The organism is Loktanella fryxellensis (assembly GCF_900110065.1).
Classification (GTDB): domain Bacteria; phylum Pseudomonadota; class Alphaproteobacteria; order Rhodobacterales; family Rhodobacteraceae; genus Loktanella; species Loktanella fryxellensis.
Genome location: NZ_FOCI01000021.1, coordinates 42,803 through 56,662 on the forward strand (window position 1 = coordinate 42,803; position 13,860 = coordinate 56,662).

General features: G+C 66.8%; 14 protein-coding genes and 1 pseudogene. 5 read left to right on the top strand and 10 right to left on the bottom strand.

Features of this window, described 5'->3' with window-relative positions; translation table 11 throughout:
- Window positions 1-8 precede the first annotated feature (8 nt).
- From glpX to BMX16_RS13805, 3 genes are all read right to left on the bottom strand, one after another.
- Window positions 9-974: a class II fructose-bisphosphatase gene (gene glpX, locus BMX16_RS13795; RefSeq protein WP_089904773.1), complete on the bottom strand. Its 966-nt coding sequence runs from the start codon at window positions 972-974 to the stop codon at window positions 9-11.
- A 92-nt stretch (window positions 975-1,066) separates the two neighbouring features.
- Window positions 1,067-2,350, bottom strand: coding sequence for a homoserine dehydrogenase (locus BMX16_RS13800; protein WP_089904776.1), 1,284 nt, complete (start codon window positions 2,348-2,350; stop codon window positions 1,067-1,069).
- Window positions 2,351-2,429: 79 nt separating this feature from the next.
- Window positions 2,430-2,867 carry a hypothetical protein gene (locus BMX16_RS13805; protein ID WP_089904779.1) on the bottom strand — a complete coding sequence of 146 codons (438 nt, stop codon included), beginning with the start codon at window positions 2,865-2,867 and terminating at the stop codon, window positions 2,430-2,432.
- 94 nt (window positions 2,868-2,961) lie between these two features.
- Between BMX16_RS13805 and BMX16_RS13810 the strand changes: the two genes are divergently transcribed.
- Window positions 2,962-3,612, top strand: coding sequence for a TetR/AcrR family transcriptional regulator (locus tag BMX16_RS13810; RefSeq protein WP_089904782.1), 651 nt, complete (start codon window positions 2,962-2,964; stop codon window positions 3,610-3,612).
- A gap of 6 nt (window positions 3,613-3,618) precedes the next feature.
- On the opposite strand, the gene BMX16_RS13815 is transcribed toward BMX16_RS13810, so the two are convergent.
- The 3 genes from BMX16_RS13815 to BMX16_RS13825 are packed head-to-tail and all read right to left on the bottom strand — an operon-like array spanning window position 3,619 to window position 6,385.
- Window positions 3,619-4,308: a TadE/TadG family type IV pilus assembly protein gene (locus tag BMX16_RS13815; RefSeq protein ID WP_089904785.1), complete on the bottom strand. Its 690-nt coding sequence runs from the start codon at window positions 4,306-4,308 to the stop codon at window positions 3,619-3,621.
- Window positions 4,305-4,880: a TadE/TadG family type IV pilus assembly protein gene (locus BMX16_RS13820; protein ID WP_089904788.1), complete on the bottom strand. Its 576-nt coding sequence runs from the start codon at window positions 4,878-4,880 to the stop codon at window positions 4,305-4,307. The genes BMX16_RS13815 and BMX16_RS13820 overlap by 4 nt, the downstream gene beginning before the upstream one ends.
- The gene (locus BMX16_RS13825; RefSeq protein ID WP_089904790.1) at window positions 4,877-6,385 is read right to left on the bottom strand and encodes a TadE/TadG family type IV pilus assembly protein; all 1,509 of its coding nucleotides are present in this window, start codon (window positions 6,383-6,385) and stop codon (window positions 4,877-4,879) included. Before BMX16_RS13825 ends, BMX16_RS13820 begins: the two co-directional genes overlap by 4 nt.
- A gap of 357 nt (window positions 6,386-6,742) precedes the next feature.
- On the opposite strand from BMX16_RS13825, the gene BMX16_RS13830 reads away from it, so the two are divergent.
- Complete coding sequence (locus BMX16_RS13830) at window positions 6,743-8,200, top strand: Glu/Leu/Phe/Val family dehydrogenase (protein WP_245731576.1); 1,458 nt, start codon at window positions 6,743-6,745, stop codon at window positions 8,198-8,200.
- A 351-nt stretch (window positions 8,201-8,551) separates the two neighbouring features.
- On the opposite strand, the gene BMX16_RS13835 is transcribed toward BMX16_RS13830, so the two are convergent.
- A complete protein-coding gene (locus BMX16_RS13835; RefSeq protein WP_089904793.1) occupies window positions 8,552-9,601 on the bottom strand; it encodes a quinone-dependent dihydroorotate dehydrogenase in 1,050 nt (349 codons plus the stop codon).
- Window positions 9,601-9,936, bottom strand: a complete 336-nt coding sequence (locus tag BMX16_RS13840) for a DUF952 domain-containing protein (protein ID WP_089904796.1) — start codon at window positions 9,934-9,936, stop codon at window positions 9,601-9,603. Before BMX16_RS13840 ends, BMX16_RS13835 begins: the two co-directional genes overlap by 1 nt.
- Window positions 9,937-10,137: 201 nt before the next feature.
- On the opposite strand from BMX16_RS13840, the gene BMX16_RS13845 reads away from it, so the two are divergent.
- A complete protein-coding gene (locus BMX16_RS13845) occupies window positions 10,138-11,697 on the top strand; it encodes a bifunctional metallophosphatase/5'-nucleotidase (protein ID WP_089904799.1) in 1,560 nt (519 codons plus the stop codon).
- 106 nt (window positions 11,698-11,803) lie between these two features.
- A complete protein-coding gene (locus BMX16_RS13850; protein WP_089904802.1) occupies window positions 11,804-12,463 on the top strand; it encodes an SOS response-associated peptidase in 660 nt (219 codons plus the stop codon).
- Window positions 12,464-12,501: 38 nt separating this feature from the next.
- Here BMX16_RS13850 and BMX16_RS13855 read toward each other — a convergent pair whose 3' ends face one another.
- Entirely contained in the window at window positions 12,502-12,855 is a 354-nt protein-coding gene (locus BMX16_RS13855; protein WP_089904805.1) for a hypothetical protein, read from the bottom strand.
- 296 nt (window positions 12,856-13,151) lie between these two features.
- On the opposite strand from BMX16_RS13855, the pseudogene BMX16_RS13860 reads away from it, so the two are divergent.
- Window positions 13,152-13,505 (top strand): annotated as a pseudogene (locus BMX16_RS13860) (Arm DNA-binding domain-containing protein); the annotation flags it as partial.
- A gap of 54 nt (window positions 13,506-13,559) precedes the next feature.
- On the opposite strand, the gene BMX16_RS13865 reads toward BMX16_RS13860, so the two are convergent.
- Window positions 13,560-13,860: integrase core domain-containing protein (locus tag BMX16_RS13865; RefSeq protein ID WP_143058040.1), on the bottom strand; the 301-nt coding region annotated here is incomplete at its 5' end.

The following is a 13,860-nucleotide window of genomic DNA, read 5'->3' on the forward strand; positions in this document are numbered from 1 at the left end:
CGCCGCCGTCAGGCCACCGGGTTGCGATAGCGCATGTGGCGCACCGATCCGGTCTTGGACCGCATCAGCACCGTCTCTGCCGTGACGAACCCCGGTTCGCGCCGGATGCCCGGCAGCAGCGATCCGTCGGTGACGCCGGTGGCTGCAAAGATCACGTCGCCGGTCACCATCGCGTCCCGGTCATAGATCCGGTCGAGGTCCACGATCCCCGCCTTTGCGGCGCGGCTGCGTTCGTCGTCGTTGCGAAACATCAGGCGGCCAAAGATCTGGCCCCCCATGCATTTCAACGCCGCTGCCGCCAGCACACCCTCCGGCGCGCCGCCGGACCCCATGTACATGTCGATGCCCGTGCGCGCCGCTTCGGCGCAGTGCATGACGCCTGCCACGTCGCCGTCGGTGATCAGCCGGATCGCGGCCCCGGTGGCGCGCAACTCGGCGATCATCTCCTCGTGGCGTGGGCGTTCCAACACGCAGACGGTGATGTCGCTGCGCGCACATCCCTTGGCCTTCGCCAGCGCCGCGACGCGAGCGGCGGGCGACATGTCCAGCGTGACCACGCCGGGCTTGAACCCCGGCCCCACCGCCAGCTTGTCCATATAGACGTCGGGGGCGTGCAGCATCGACCCGCGCGGGCCCATGGCGATGACGGCCAGCGCGTTGGGCATGTCTTTGGCGGTCAGCGTCGTGCCTTCCAGCGGGTCGAGGGCGATGTCCACGCCCGGCCCGTTGCCGGTCCCGACCTCCTCGCCGATGAACAGCATGGGCGCCTCGTCCCGCTCGCCTTCGCCGATCACCACGACCCCCGCGATGTCGAGGGTGTTGAGCTGTCGGCGCATCGCGTCCACGGCGGCCTGATCGGCGGCCTTCTCGTCGCCGCGCCCGATCAGGGGCGCGCAGGCGATGGCCGCCGCCTCCGACACGCGGGCAAGGCCCAGCGAGAGGGAGCGGTCGTTGAAGTCGGGCGTATCCGTCATGGTCGCGGTTCCTGTGCTGGGTGTGTCACGGCCCTAGCCGCTGGGACCACGGCCTGACAAGCGTGTGAACGCTAACGGGCGGTGCGGCCCGGTCAGACCGCCTCGATCCGCAGCGCCACGGGGCTGCCCACCACGACGCCCGTCGTGGCAAAGCGCGACAGCGCGTCGTCCAGCGCCGTGCGCGTCGTCCTGTGGGTGACGATTAGCACCGGGGCCGCGGCGTCGACGTGGTCGTATTGCCGCATCCGGTCGATGCTGACGCCCGCGTCGCCCAACGCGGTCGCGACCTTGGCCAGCGCGCCGGGTTTGTCCAGCAGTTGCAGCCGCAGATAATAGGGTGCGGGGATCGCCGCCGTCGCGGCCCGCGCGCGGCGCAGGCTGGCGGCAGGCTGGCCGAAGGTCGGATAGCGGGTGCCGCGCGCCAGATCCATCACGTCGGCCATCACGGCGCTGGCGGTGGGACCGGCCCCGGCACCTGGGCCGCGCAGCACGATCTGACCCACCGCATCGCCTTCCAGCACGACCATGTTCGTCCCGCCCGGCAGTTGCGCCAGCGGCGATCCGGCGGGCACGAGGCAGGGCTGCATCCGCTGTTCCAGCCCGCGACCCGTCATCTGCGCCACGCCGAGCAGCTTGATCCGGTAGCCCATGTCGGCGGCCTGCCGGATATCCTCGATCGTGACGGACCCGATGCCTTCCAGCACGACGCCCGCGAAATCCACCTGTGTGCCGAAGGCCACGGCGGCCAGCAGCGCGAGCTTGTGGCCCGCATCGATGCCGCCCACGTCCAGCTCCGGGTCCGCCTCGAGGTAGCCCAGCGCGTCAGCCTCGGCAAAGACTTCGGCATAGCTCAGGCCGGCATCTTCCATCCGCGTCAGGATATAGTTGCAGCTGCCGTTCATCACGCCCAGCACGCGGGTGATGCCGTTGCCGGCCAGCCCCTCCATCAGCGATTTCACCACCGGGATCCCGCCGGCCACCGCCGCCTCGAACCGGATCACGCGGCCCTGTGCCTCGGCCGCTTCGGCCAGCGCCTGTCCGTGGATCGCCAGCAACGCCTTGTTGGCGCTGACCAGATCCTTGCCCGCCGCCAGTGCGGCCTCGGACAGCGCTTTCGCGGGGCCGTCGTGGCCACCCATCACCTCGATCACCACGTCCACGTCGGGCCTGTTCGCCAATGCCACGGGATCATCCTCCCACGCGTAGGACGACAGATCGAGGCCGCGGTCCCGCTGCGACCGGGCGCTGACGGCTGTGATGACGATGGGGCGGCCCGCACGGGCGGCCAGCAGGTCGGCCTGCCGCTGCACGATGCCGACGACGCCCATGCCCACCGTGCCCAGACCGGCGATACCAAGGCGAAGGGGGTCAGTCATGGGCGATGCTCCGGGTCTGGTGCTGGGGGCTGGTGCTGGGCGGTCGTGTCCTGCGCGGGGTGTTAGCGAAAACCGCGCGCTACCGCAACGCAGGCTGTGCCGCGCCCAGGGGCGTGTCGGCTGCCGCATCCGGCGTCTCGTCCCCGCTCCGATCTTCCGTCGGGTCCGCGCCCGCGTCCACCGTCGCCGTCGTGTCCACGCCGCCAGCCATCCGCGCACGGGTGTCCGCATCGACGACAGGCCCGCGCAGGGCCGCGGCCCGGGCGCGCAGGGCGGCGGCATCCCCGTCCACCGCCGCCGTCGTCGCGGGCGTCACGCGCGCCGGTGCGGCGGCCTGAACCAGCATCGGGGCCAGCGGTTGCAGCGTCGGATAGGGCGCCGCCGCGGCAGCCGCCGAAATCCGCCCGTCCAGATCCGGCACCTCGGCACACCCCGACAGGATCAGTGCCACCGCGCAGACAACGACACGACTGCGGGGTGGCAGGCAACCGGGTCGGCACCGATCGGAGAGGTTCATGGGTGCACCCTTTGCGACACGCCCCAGCATAGGCTGGCCCGCCGCCCTGTGAAACCGCTTTTCAAATGAACGGCCGTTCATTTAATCAGGCGTCATGGCGCGCAAACAGGGCTCTCACGCCGGGATCACCGGCCCCAAGGTGCAAGAGGCGGCGCTGCGCCTGTTCGCGCAGCACGGTTTTGCCGCCGTGTCGATGCGCCAGATCGCGGCCGAGGTGGGGGTGCAGGCGGGCGCGCTCTACAACTACACGCCGGACAAGCAGGCGCTGCTGTTCGATCTGCTGCGCGACCACATGGCGACATTGGCGCTGGCGCTGGATCAGGCGGGGATCGCGGGCGATCCGCTGACGCGGCTGGACGGGTTCACGCGCTTTCACATCCGCTTCCACCTGCGCCGACGTGATGCTGTCTTTCTGAGCTATATGGAGTTGCGCAATCTGACGCCTGCGAACTTTGCCCGGATCGCCGCCCTGCGCCGCGCCTACGAGGACCGGCTGGAGGCGATCCTGCGCGACGGCGTCACCACGGGCGCATTCACGCTGCCCGATCCGCGCATCGCCACCATGGCGCTGATCGCGCTGCTGACCGGCATCACCAACTGGTACCGCCCGGACGGCCGTTTGTCAGAGGCGGACGTGTCCGACACCTATCTGGCGCTGGTGCGCCAGACCGTGGGTGCGGGCCAGCCTGCCGCCACAGCAGCGCCGCAGGACGTGTCGCTGGCGATCGGCGGTCTGGGGGCCTGAACCCGGTCAGCAGACGCGGGCGCTGACATTGGTGGGCGTGTTGTTGAAGCAGGTCTGCCCCAGCCGTGGCGCGCTGAAGATGAAGGATTTCAGGACCGCATCCTTGATCTCGACCGATGCATAGTCGGCAGCGGTCGCGCTCTGTCCCGCGAACAGCGTCCGCAGCCCAATGTTGAACCCGGAGGTGAAGTCGGTCGTCGTCTCCACCAGGATCAGGCGGTCCTCGTTGCCCATCAGGGGTAGCTTGTTCATCAGCGTTTTGGACTCGGCATTCGTCATCGGGCTCAGCGGTTGTGCGGCGCTGCTGCCCCGGACCCGCGACCAGACCACGTCGTACCGGTCGGTCGAAGTGCCCGTGGCGGCCTTGGTGCGATAGCGCAGGACGCTGATTCGCATCAGCGGCGCAGGGTCGTGCGGCGTCAGGAACTGCAGCAGACCGTAGGCGCCGTTCAGATAGGTGTCGCTGACGTTGTCCTGTTCGCGGCTGATCATGTCGGCCACGGTCATCGCCGCCTTCTGCGTGTTCGATTCCGTGCGATAGGCATCGAAGTAGGCGATGCTGGCGATCCAGATCCAGATCATGACCGGAAAGAAGAACAGGAATTCGATGGTCAGCACGCCATCCTCATCGCGCCACCAGCGCAGCGCGCGGGTGCGGAGGCGCGAAAAGGCGCGTGTCGGGTGAACGTTCATCATCGCGTGATCTTCGGCGCAAAGGGTTCCATGACATAGGACGAGGTGGCGGTCAGCGCGTATTCACCGGCCGGGTTGTCGTCGACCAGCGCGCGGCCCAGTTCCGCGAACGGCATCAGCGGCTTGATCAGGATGCAGGCGCGCAGCACCATCAGCTCGTTGTTGCCGCCATTGGTGATCGTGATGGCGGGCGGCTTCGCCTCGGCGCGGTCGATGCAGCGCACGGTCCCGCTGGGCGCCGTCCAGGCGCGCGGATTGGCGCGGATCATCTCCATCCGCAGGCTGTCGGCGCAGTTCGGCAAAAGCCGTGCATTGGCGCAGATCCGCGTCACCAGCAGCGCGTGGTTCGGTTCCTTGACGATGCCAAGGCGCACCTCGCGCACCGTCAGGTCCAGTCCGCGTTCCAGCATGGTGTTCTGGACGGTATACATCCCCGCCTCCATCGCCATGCCGAAGGCCATCCAGATCAGCGGAAACAGGATCACGAACTCGATCGTTGCAGTCCCGTCCTCGCTGCGGCGGAACCGGCGGAACCGGCGGAACCGGCGGCGCCCCTTGGTCTGCCGCGCGCTCATTGGGTCAACCGCAGGTCGGTGATCTGTTCAGCGATCTTCTCGAAGATCGCGTTCAGCTCGGCACCGGACGTCAGGAAGAAGTGGTTGGACGAACTGGCACAGGCCGCCATCACGTTGCGCCCCTGCGTGAATTCCGGGTCGGTGTTGTCGCCGGTCATCGAGATCGCATAAATGATGATCCCCGCATTCTTGGCGGCGGTGCACATGCTGTTCATGTAACCGTCGCCGATTTGCGCCGTGTAGAAGGGGCTGGACTCGCGGTAGTCGAGGAGCGCGAAGCGCGGCGCGCCCGTCGTCGAGGATGTGGCCCACGCCAGGTTGTGGTGCGCCCAGTAGAACCGCTCGCTCGGGTCGTCATAGGCAGCGGGTCGCAGACGGAACGACTGGTCGTTGAACCCGTCGGTCATCAGCACGATGTATTTCAGCGCCGCGATGGTCTGACCCTTGCTGCGGTCCGCCTCGTAGGGTTCGGGACGCTGGGCGAAAGCGGGCGAGATGCGGCCCGTGGGCAGTGCTGCGATGACTGGACGGAACGAAGGGTCGAGCAGCGTCGCCCCCCATTTCAACCCCATGAAGATCGACGTGCCGGCGCGGGGCTGGAACTGCCGGATGGCCGCAACCAGCGCCGACTTGTCCTGGCTGATGGGAATGATGCGTTCATAGGAGAAGCGTGGACAGACCGGCTGGTCTAGGTCGGGGTTGGACGTGACGCGTGCATCCCCGTAGCCGAATGCGTTCGACTGGAAGTTCTGGGTCTGTGCATATTGCGTCGCCAGATCGAAACTGACGCGCGTGAACGCGACGGCTGGCAATTCGACGCAATGCGAGAGGTTGTGCACCCGGTTGGTGTTCAGCAGGTTGAAGATTTCCGGCCCGACGTTGACGTGTTCCGAATAGGGCACAAGAGAGATCGACACACGGTCCGCATATTCGGGTTTCAGAAGGGCGTTCACGAAATTTTCGGCCGCCGTGCGCAACTGCGCGATCCGTCGCGTGCTCGTTCCGCTGATGGTGTTGTGCATCGACCCCGACAGGTCGAGGACCAGCGACACCTCGACCGCGCCGACGCCCTGCACCGCGCTGGACACGGCGGGGGCAGCCAGCGTGTTGAACTGCGGCCCGAGGTAGCGCATGAACATCGTGTCCATGTCGTAGGTGCTGTTCACCGTCACGTCCCGGCGCTGGAAGCTCTGGTTCACGACGGTGGATTTCAGTTGCGGGGCCATCCCCGCCTTCAGGAAATAGTCGGTGACGACGGCGCTGGGCGTTTGGCTCTGCCCGAGGTTGGCTGCGGCCAGTGCCGCACGGTCCGTGACGCCCTGCAGCATGGCGCGGCGCGATTCGAACCGCATCATGTCGACGCCGATACCGCCCCAGATCGCCATGATCGCCAGCATCGGCAGGAACATGATGTAAAGCCCGCCGTCCTCCGCCCGCCATCGGTCAGCTAGCCGGCGGATCTGCCGGGAACGGGTCATGCGGCACAACAGGCGGTTCAGCGGCATCGTCGTCCATCCATTCGGTTCGGCCCACCGGGGCACGGGATACGTGGGGCTGCGGCCCACGGCCGTCACGGACGCATTGGCCGTGACCGGATGCGCCAGCCCGTCTCAGACCATGCGGTCGTGGCGGAATTTGGGCATTGCCGGGGCATCTGCACCGCTTGCGGCCCTATGATGTCCCAAGCAGCGGTATCGGGGTGACCGTGCCCATCGCCGTCACCCCGGATCGTGGGACGAACTTCATCGCCCGTTCATCCGCAGCGGATGTCTTGGGCATGCCACCGAATCGGGCTACCACTGTCGCAGGCCACAGGCCGTGACCCGGTGCAGGTCACGGCACAGCGCAGCAAAGGACACCACATGACCCCGTCAGATTCCTCGCAGACCGACACGATGCTCCCCGAACCCGGCTTTCGCGAAAGCGTGGACATCATGTTCAACCGCGCGGTCAAGCTGATGGACCTGTCGCCGGGGCTGGAGGAGAAGATCCGCGTCTGCAACGCGACCTACGTCGTGCGCTTCGGCGTGCGCCTGCGCGGCGGCATCCACACCTTCACCGGCTACCGTGCCGTCCATTCGGAACACATGGAACCGGTCAAGGGCGGCATCCGCTATGCCCTCAGCGTCCACCAGGACGAGGTCGAGGCGCTGGCAGCCTTGATGACCTACAAATGCGCGCTGGTGGATGCCCCCTTTGGCGGCTCCAAGGGCGGGCTCTGCATCGATCCGCGCGCGTGGGAGGAGCATGAGCTCGAACAGATCACCCGCCGCTTCGCCTACGAGCTGATCAAGCGCGACCTGATCCACCCCGCCCAGAACGTGCCAGCCCCCGACATGGGCACCGGAGAGCGCGAGATGGCGTGGATCGCCGACCAGTACAAACGCATGCACACCACCGACATCAACGGGGCCGCCTGCGTCACCGGCAAGCCGATCAACGCGGGCGGCATCAACGGCCGGACCGAGGCGACAGGGCGGGGCGTGCAGTACGCCCTGCGCGAATTCTTCCGTCACCCCGAGGATGTGGCGCGGGCGCGGCTGGACGGCACGCTGGCGGGCAAGCGGGTGATCGTGCAGGGTCTGGGTAACGTGGGCTATCACGCGGCCAAGTTCCTGTCCGAAGAGGACGGCGCGCTGGTGACCGGCATCATCGAACACGACGGCTCCGTCTACCGCGAGGCGGGTCTGGACGTGGAGGACGTAAAGCAGTGGATCGTCAGCCACGGCGGCCTGAAGGGCTATCCGGAGGCGACCTATGCCGCCGATGGCGCGACCCTGCTGGAACATGAGTGCGACATCCTGATTCCCGCCGCCCTCGAAGGCACCCTGCACCGGGGCAACGCCGCCCGGATCAAGGCGCCCCTGATCGTCGAGGCAGCCAACGGCCCCACCACCGCCGGCGCGGACGAGATCCTGCGCGACAAGGGCGTGGTCATCATCCCCGACATGTATGCCAATGCGGGCGGCGTGACGGTCAGCTACTTCGAATGGGTCAAGAACCTGTCGCACATCCGCTTCGGCCGCATGGAACGCCGGGCCGAAGAGGCGCGTCACCAGATGCTGGTGAACGAACTCGAACGCCTCGACGACATGCTGGAACACCGCTGGTCGATGACCCCCGACTTCAAGGAAAAGTACCTGCGCGGCTCGGACGAGCTGGAACTGGTGCGCTCCGGCCTCGATGACACGATGCGGACCGCCTATCAGGCGATGCGCAAGGTCTGGCACGAACATGCGGGCGTGCAGGATCTGCGCACGGCCGCCTACCTCGTATCGATCCGCAAGGTCGCCGACAGCTACCGCGCCAAGGGTCTCTGATTGGCCCTGTCCCGTGCGGCGCGACCGCACGGGATCGTCCATCCACGCGGCACCGACGGCGGGCACCGGATCCGGGGCGACCGATCGGGGCGGTCCGCCGTGGCACTGCGATGACACACCGCCGTTCTGCCCACACCGCCGGTCTGCCCACGGCGCCCGAACGGCGCGCGGGTCAGGCGCGCGCCATGCCACCGTTCGCGGACGGCCTTTCACGCCTTTGCCGATGCACTCCGCGCAGCCTGCACCGCAGATCGCACCCCGCACCCTTACTCGCTTTTTGTGAAAATACTCCCGCCGGAGGCTGACCGCAGGTCATTGCTTCCGCGACGACCCAACCCGCAGCGCAGCCCGTCAGATCCAGTCGTCGCGGCCCGTGCCCACGGCGTCGGCGACCGTGGCAAACCCGTCGCGGGCCAGCAGATCGTCCAGTCCCCGCGCGATGTCCGCCGCCAGTCTTATGCCGCCATAGACCAGCCCGGTATACAGCTGCACCGCCGACGCGCCCGCGCGGATCTTGTGATAGGCCTGTTCCGCAGACGCAACGCCGCCCACGCCGATGATCGGCAGCGACGTCATGCCCGCCAGCCGCGCCAGCAGCTTCGTGGATGCGGCGAACAGCGGCTGCCCCGACAGGCCGCCCGGCTCACCGCGGTGCGCGCTGCGCAACCCGTCGCGCGCCAGCGTGGTGTTGGTGGCGATCAGGCCGTGGATGCCGCTGGTGTTGGCGACCTCGGCCACGTCGGCGATCTCCTGCCCCGACAGATCCGGCGCGATCTTCAGAAACACGGGCACGGGTCTCGCCAATGCTGCATTCGCGGCCATCACGCCCGCCAGCAGGCTGGCCAGCGCCGCCTTGCCCTGCAGGTCGCGCAAGCGTTCGGTGTTCGGCGACGACACGTTGACGGTGGCGAAATCCACATGCGCGCCGCAGGTCGTCAGCACGGTGGCGAAATCGCCCGCCCGGTCCTGCGACGTCTTGTTCGCCCCCAGGTTCAGGCCGACGATCCCCGCATGACCCTTCAGCCGCGCCGCGATCGCCGCCATGCCGTCGTTGTTGAAGCCGAAGCGGTTGATCGCGGCCCCGTCCTCGGTCAGGCGGAACAGGCGCGGACCGGGATTGCCGTCCTGGGGCAGGGGGGTGGCTGCCCCCACCTCGATGAACCCGAATCCGCAACGCGACAGGGGCGCCAGCGAGGTGGCGTTCTTGTCGAAGCCCGCGGCCAGACCCACCGGGTTGGGCAGATCGAGCCCCGCGACCCGCGTGCGCAGGCGTTGCGACGTGACCGGCCCGCCGCGCGGCCCCAGACCCGCCCGCAGCGCCATCAGCGCCAGACCATGCGCGCGCTCCGGGTCCACCTGCTGCAGCAGCGCCAGCCCGAGATCCTCGAGATGGCGGTACATCAGGTCAGGCCCGGAAAGACGTGCGCGCCATCCACCAGCGGCAGCGGCTTTTGCCAGGCCACATCGGTGATCCGCAGCGGGCGGTAGAGGTGCGGGAACAGCTCACCGCCGCGCGACGGCTCCCACTTCAGCGCGTCGCCCAAGCTGTCCGACTCGACCGCGATCAGCCACAGCCCGTCCGCATCCGCGAAGTGCCGCGCCGCCGTCTCCGGCGCCTGATCGGGTGTGGAAAAGTGGATGAAGCCATCCGCCAGATCGACGGCTGCACCGGCGGTCGAGCCGTCCGCCGTCAGGGCGGCCCACTCGGGACCGCGCAGGATTTTGTAGATCAACATGGGGTTGGTGTGGCCCAGCCCCGCGCAAAGATCAAGCCGCGGCTGGCCCGCCGCACGGCCCTCCTGCTGCCTGTCAGATGGGCGTTACATCCGTCCATTAGGCGCTGGGCAACCTGACGCCGGGTCAGGGGGCCTGCGCGTTTGACACGACGTAAACCTGCGGCCAAGCTGCCGACACACATAGAACAGGGGGATATCCTTATGATTTCGCGTATTCTGGGGACCAGCGCCATGCTGGCGCTGATGGCGGGCGCGGCCCAGGCCGAGTTCAACCTGACGATCCTGCACACCAACGATTTCCACGACCGGTTCGAGCCGATCAGCGGCAGCGACGGCCCTTGCGGCAAAGAGGATGCGGCGGCGGGCGAATGCTTCGGCGGCGCCGCGCGTCTGATGACCGCGATCACCGCGGCCCGCGCCGCGGACGAGACGACGATCCTCGTCGATGCGGGCGACCCGTTCCAAGGCACGTTGTTCTATACCCAGTACAAGGGCAGCATGACCGCCGAGTTCATGAACCTGATGGGCTACGAGGCGATGGCCGTGGGCAACCACGAATTCGACGACGGTCCCGAGACGCTGGCGGCCTTTGCCGATGCGGTGGACTTCCCCGTGCTCATGGCCAACGCTGACATCAGCGGCGAAGCGCTGCTGACCGACAAGATCGCCAAGTCCACTGTGATCGAGAAGGGCGGCGAGCGGATCGGCCTGATCGGCCTGACGCCGGTGGCCAACCCCGAACTGGCCAGCCCCGGCCCCAACATCATCTTCACCCCGCCCGCCGACGCCGTGCAGGCCGAGGTCGACGCCCTGACCGCCGACGGCATCAACAAGATCATCGTGCTGTCCCATTCCGGCTATGACGTGGATCAGGCGATGGCCGCCGCCGTGACCGGCGTGGACGTGATCGTGGGTGGCCACGACCACAGCCTGCTGGGCGACATGGAAGGCGCGAAGGGACCCTATCCCACGATGGTCGGCGACACCGCGATCGTGCAGGCCTACGCATACGGCAAGTATCTGGGCATCCTCGACGTCACATTCGACGACGACGGGGTCGTGACGGCGACTGCCGGTCAGCCGCTGCTGCTCGACAACAGCGTGGCAGAGGACGAGGCCGTGCTGGCCCGCGTCACCGAACTGGCCGCCCCGCTGGAGGAAATCCGCAACGAGGTGGTGGGCGAGGCCACCGACCTGATCGACGGCAACCGCGATGTCTGCCGGGTGATGGAATGTTCGGGCGGCAACCTCGTGGCCGATGCCATGCTGGCGCGCGTCGCCGATCAGGGTATCCAGATCGCCATCGCGAACTCCGGCGGCATCCGCGCCTCCATCGAAGCAGGCGAAGTCACGATGGGCGAGGTGCTGACCGTGCTGCCGTTCCAGAACACGCTGTCCACGTTCCAGATCACCGGGCAGGCGCTGTTCGATGCACTGGAAAACGGCGTGAGCCAGATGGAAGAGGTCAGCGGTCGCTTCCCGCAGGTCGCGGGCATGAGCTTTGCCGTTGATCCGGCGGCCCCGGTGGGGTCCCGCGTCAGCGACGTGATGGTGGCGGGTGCGCCCGTCGATCCGGCGGCGACGTATGGTGCCGTGTCCAACAACTACGTCCGCAATGGCGGCGACGGCTATGCCATGTTCATGACCGCAGCCGAGGCCTATGACTTCGGCCCCGATCTGGCGGACGTGGTGGCGGAATACATCGCCGAACAGGGCGGCGCCTACACGCCCTATGTCGACGGCCGCATCACGGTGAACTGAGGCCGGACCATCACGGACCACACGCGAACGCCCCGGCCCCGCTGGCCGGGGCGTTCTGCGTTTCGCATGGCTGGCCAACGGCCCGTGCGGCGCCTAGGGTGGGACCATGTGCGGACGCATGGCGATCACCCTGCCTCATGCGGCGATGGCGCAGGTGTTCGATGCGGCACCCGCCAACGCCCTGCCGGAGGTGCCGAACTACAACGTGTGCCCCACGGTGCAGGTGCATGTCGTGACATCCGATGCGGGGACGCGCCATCTGCGGGGCATGCGCTGGGGCTTCATTCCGCACTGGTACGACGCGCCCGGCGCCGGGCCGCTGCTGATCAACGCCCGCTCCGAAACCGTCGCCGACAAGCCCGCCTTCCGTGCCGCCGTGCGCGCGCGGCGCTGCCTGATCGTGGCGAGCGGGTTTTACGAATGGCACCGGGTGCCGGGGCAGACGCCGCAGCCGTGGTATGTGACGCGCAGCGACGCGGCCCCCATGGCGATGGCGGGCATCTGGCAGGACTGGGGACGCGGTGGTGATGCGCAGCCGACCTGCGCCGTCGTGACCTGTGCGGCCAATGCGGCAATGGCGCCGATCCACGACCGCCTTCCGGTCATCCTCGACTCCGACGACTGGCCGTTGTGGCTGGGCGAGGCCGGGCACGGTGCCGCGCCCCTGATGCAAGCGGTGGACGACGACGCCCTGCGGTTCACACCCGTCTCGACGGCCGTCAACTCCAACAGGGCGCAGGGCGAGGCGCTGATCGCGCCGGTCTGACGGCGCGGCCCGCCGTGGCCGGGCGGCCCGAGGAATCGTCAGTAGCTGTTCGGTGCCATGCCCTTGCGGACCTCGCCGCCTTCGATGTTCACCTGGCTCGTCCTGATGTTCCACAGTGTCGTGGCCCAGGTGAAGGTGCCGACGGACTGGCCGTTCGCAAGACTTGAATAGGTGCGGTTCACGCCTGCGCTGTCCCTGTACATGAACGTCACGGCCCGGCCTGCGTTGTTCAACAGCCTGACGCCCTGACCATCGCAGAAATACATGATGTCCGGCACCAGACCTCGCGGTTCGATGGTGATGATCTTGTCGTTCTGCGGACCGCAGCTCTGGGCGGTCGCGGCACCGGCGGTCAGGCACAGCGCGATGAGGCAGGGGAACAGGTGGCGCATGGTGGTCCTCGCATGGGGCGGCAATCGGATCTGCCACACCCCATGTCACCGGATCGGGGCAATTTCGTGACCGGACTGCGCCGATTAGGGGGTTGCGGGCGTGTCGCACAGCCATTTATACCGACCCCAGCGCGGGTGTTGTGTAATGGTAAGACCTCAGCCTTCCAAGCAAAAGCTCTAGATAGCACGCTGTCGCATTCCGTCGCTAACTCTATCATTTTGTTGACTTCTACATCGCATCCTGCATGCTGATGTTGTATCCAGTATGATGCAGTAACCGACAAAGTACCGACAAAATGCCAAAGCTTACCGATACCTATGTGAAGAAGCTTCCTGCAGCTGAGGCTGGTACAAAAAAGTTCTGGGACAGCGAGATCAAGGGCTTGGTGCTTTTCGTCGGAAAGCGCTCCTGAACGTGGTACTTCCAGAAGGATGTCGGCGGGCAAACACAACGGATTTTGATTGGACGGTATCCAACCATTTCTGCCGTGGCAGCGCGCCAGGTCGCGCTCAGCTTCGCGTTGGATATGGCAAGAGGGGTGGGCAAGCACATCCAGATCGGGGCGCCGACGTTGCTTACGGCTACAGAAGCTTATCTTGCGCGCCCAAAGCTGCGATCTGAAGCTCACAAGGCAGGCACCCGGCAACAGTTCGGAACGTGTCAACGACTTTGAGACAGTGGCGATTGAACTTTAAGCTTGGTTTTACTCCGTTTGCTTTGGTGGGTTGATCCAGACAGCCGTTGGGATGTGAGGCGGTTTGGGTGGTTTGCGGACGAAGCGCTCGGGCGTGTTGAGGAATGCAGTATCGAGGGTTTCCTGGCGTGCAGCATAGATAGCCTTGGCCTGTCCGAAGTGGATCTGATCGGGGGTCATTAACCCGATACCGGCGTGATGATGCTCTTCGTTGTACCAAGTAAAGAACCGGCGGCAGAAGGCGTGTGCCTCGTCGATCGTTTCAAACCGCTTAGGAAATTCCGGTTGATACTTCAGCGTCTTGAAGTGA

Bases quoted from the DNA above. Each gene is read 5' to 3' on its own strand.
- BMX16_RS13810 (WP_089904782.1), top strand. From the start codon at position 2,962: ATGGCGCGCAAACAGGGCTCTCACGCCGGGATCACCGGCCCCAAGGTG.
- BMX16_RS13825 (WP_089904790.1), bottom strand. From the start codon at position 6,385: ATGCCGCTGAACCGCCTGTTGTGCCGCATGACCCGTTCCCGGCAGATC.
- BMX16_RS13805 (WP_089904779.1), bottom strand. From the start codon at position 2,867: ATGAACCTCTCCGATCGGTGCCGACCCGGTTGCCTGCCACCCCGCAGT.
- BMX16_RS13820 (WP_089904788.1), bottom strand. From the start codon at position 4,880: ATGAGCGCGCGGCAGACCAAGGGGCGCCGCCGGTTCCGCCGGTTCCGC.
- BMX16_RS13800 (WP_089904776.1), bottom strand. From the start codon at position 2,350: ATGACTGACCCCCTTCGCCTTGGTATCGCCGGTCTGGGCACGGTGGGC.
- BMX16_RS13840 (WP_089904796.1), bottom strand. From the start codon at position 9,936: ATGTTGATCTACAAAATCCTGCGCGGTCCCGAGTGGGCCGCCCTGACG.
- BMX16_RS13855 (WP_089904805.1), bottom strand. From the start codon at position 12,855: ATGCGCCACCTGTTCCCCTGCCTCATCGCGCTGTGCCTGACCGCCGGT.
- BMX16_RS13830 (WP_245731576.1), top strand. From the start codon at position 6,743: ATGACCCCGTCAGATTCCTCGCAGACCGACACGATGCTCCCCGAACCC.
- BMX16_RS13835 (WP_089904793.1), bottom strand. From the start codon at position 9,601: ATGTACCGCCATCTCGAGGATCTCGGGCTGGCGCTGCTGCAGCAGGTG.
- BMX16_RS13850 (WP_089904802.1), top strand. From the start codon at position 11,804: ATGTGCGGACGCATGGCGATCACCCTGCCTCATGCGGCGATGGCGCAG.
- BMX16_RS13815 (WP_089904785.1), bottom strand. From the start codon at position 4,308: ATGATGAACGTTCACCCGACACGCGCCTTTTCGCGCCTCCGCACCCGC.
- glpX (WP_089904773.1), bottom strand. From the start codon at position 974: ATGACGGATACGCCCGACTTCAACGACCGCTCCCTCTCGCTGGGCCTT.
- BMX16_RS13845 (WP_089904799.1), top strand. From the start codon at position 10,138: ATGATTTCGCGTATTCTGGGGACCAGCGCCATGCTGGCGCTGATGGCG.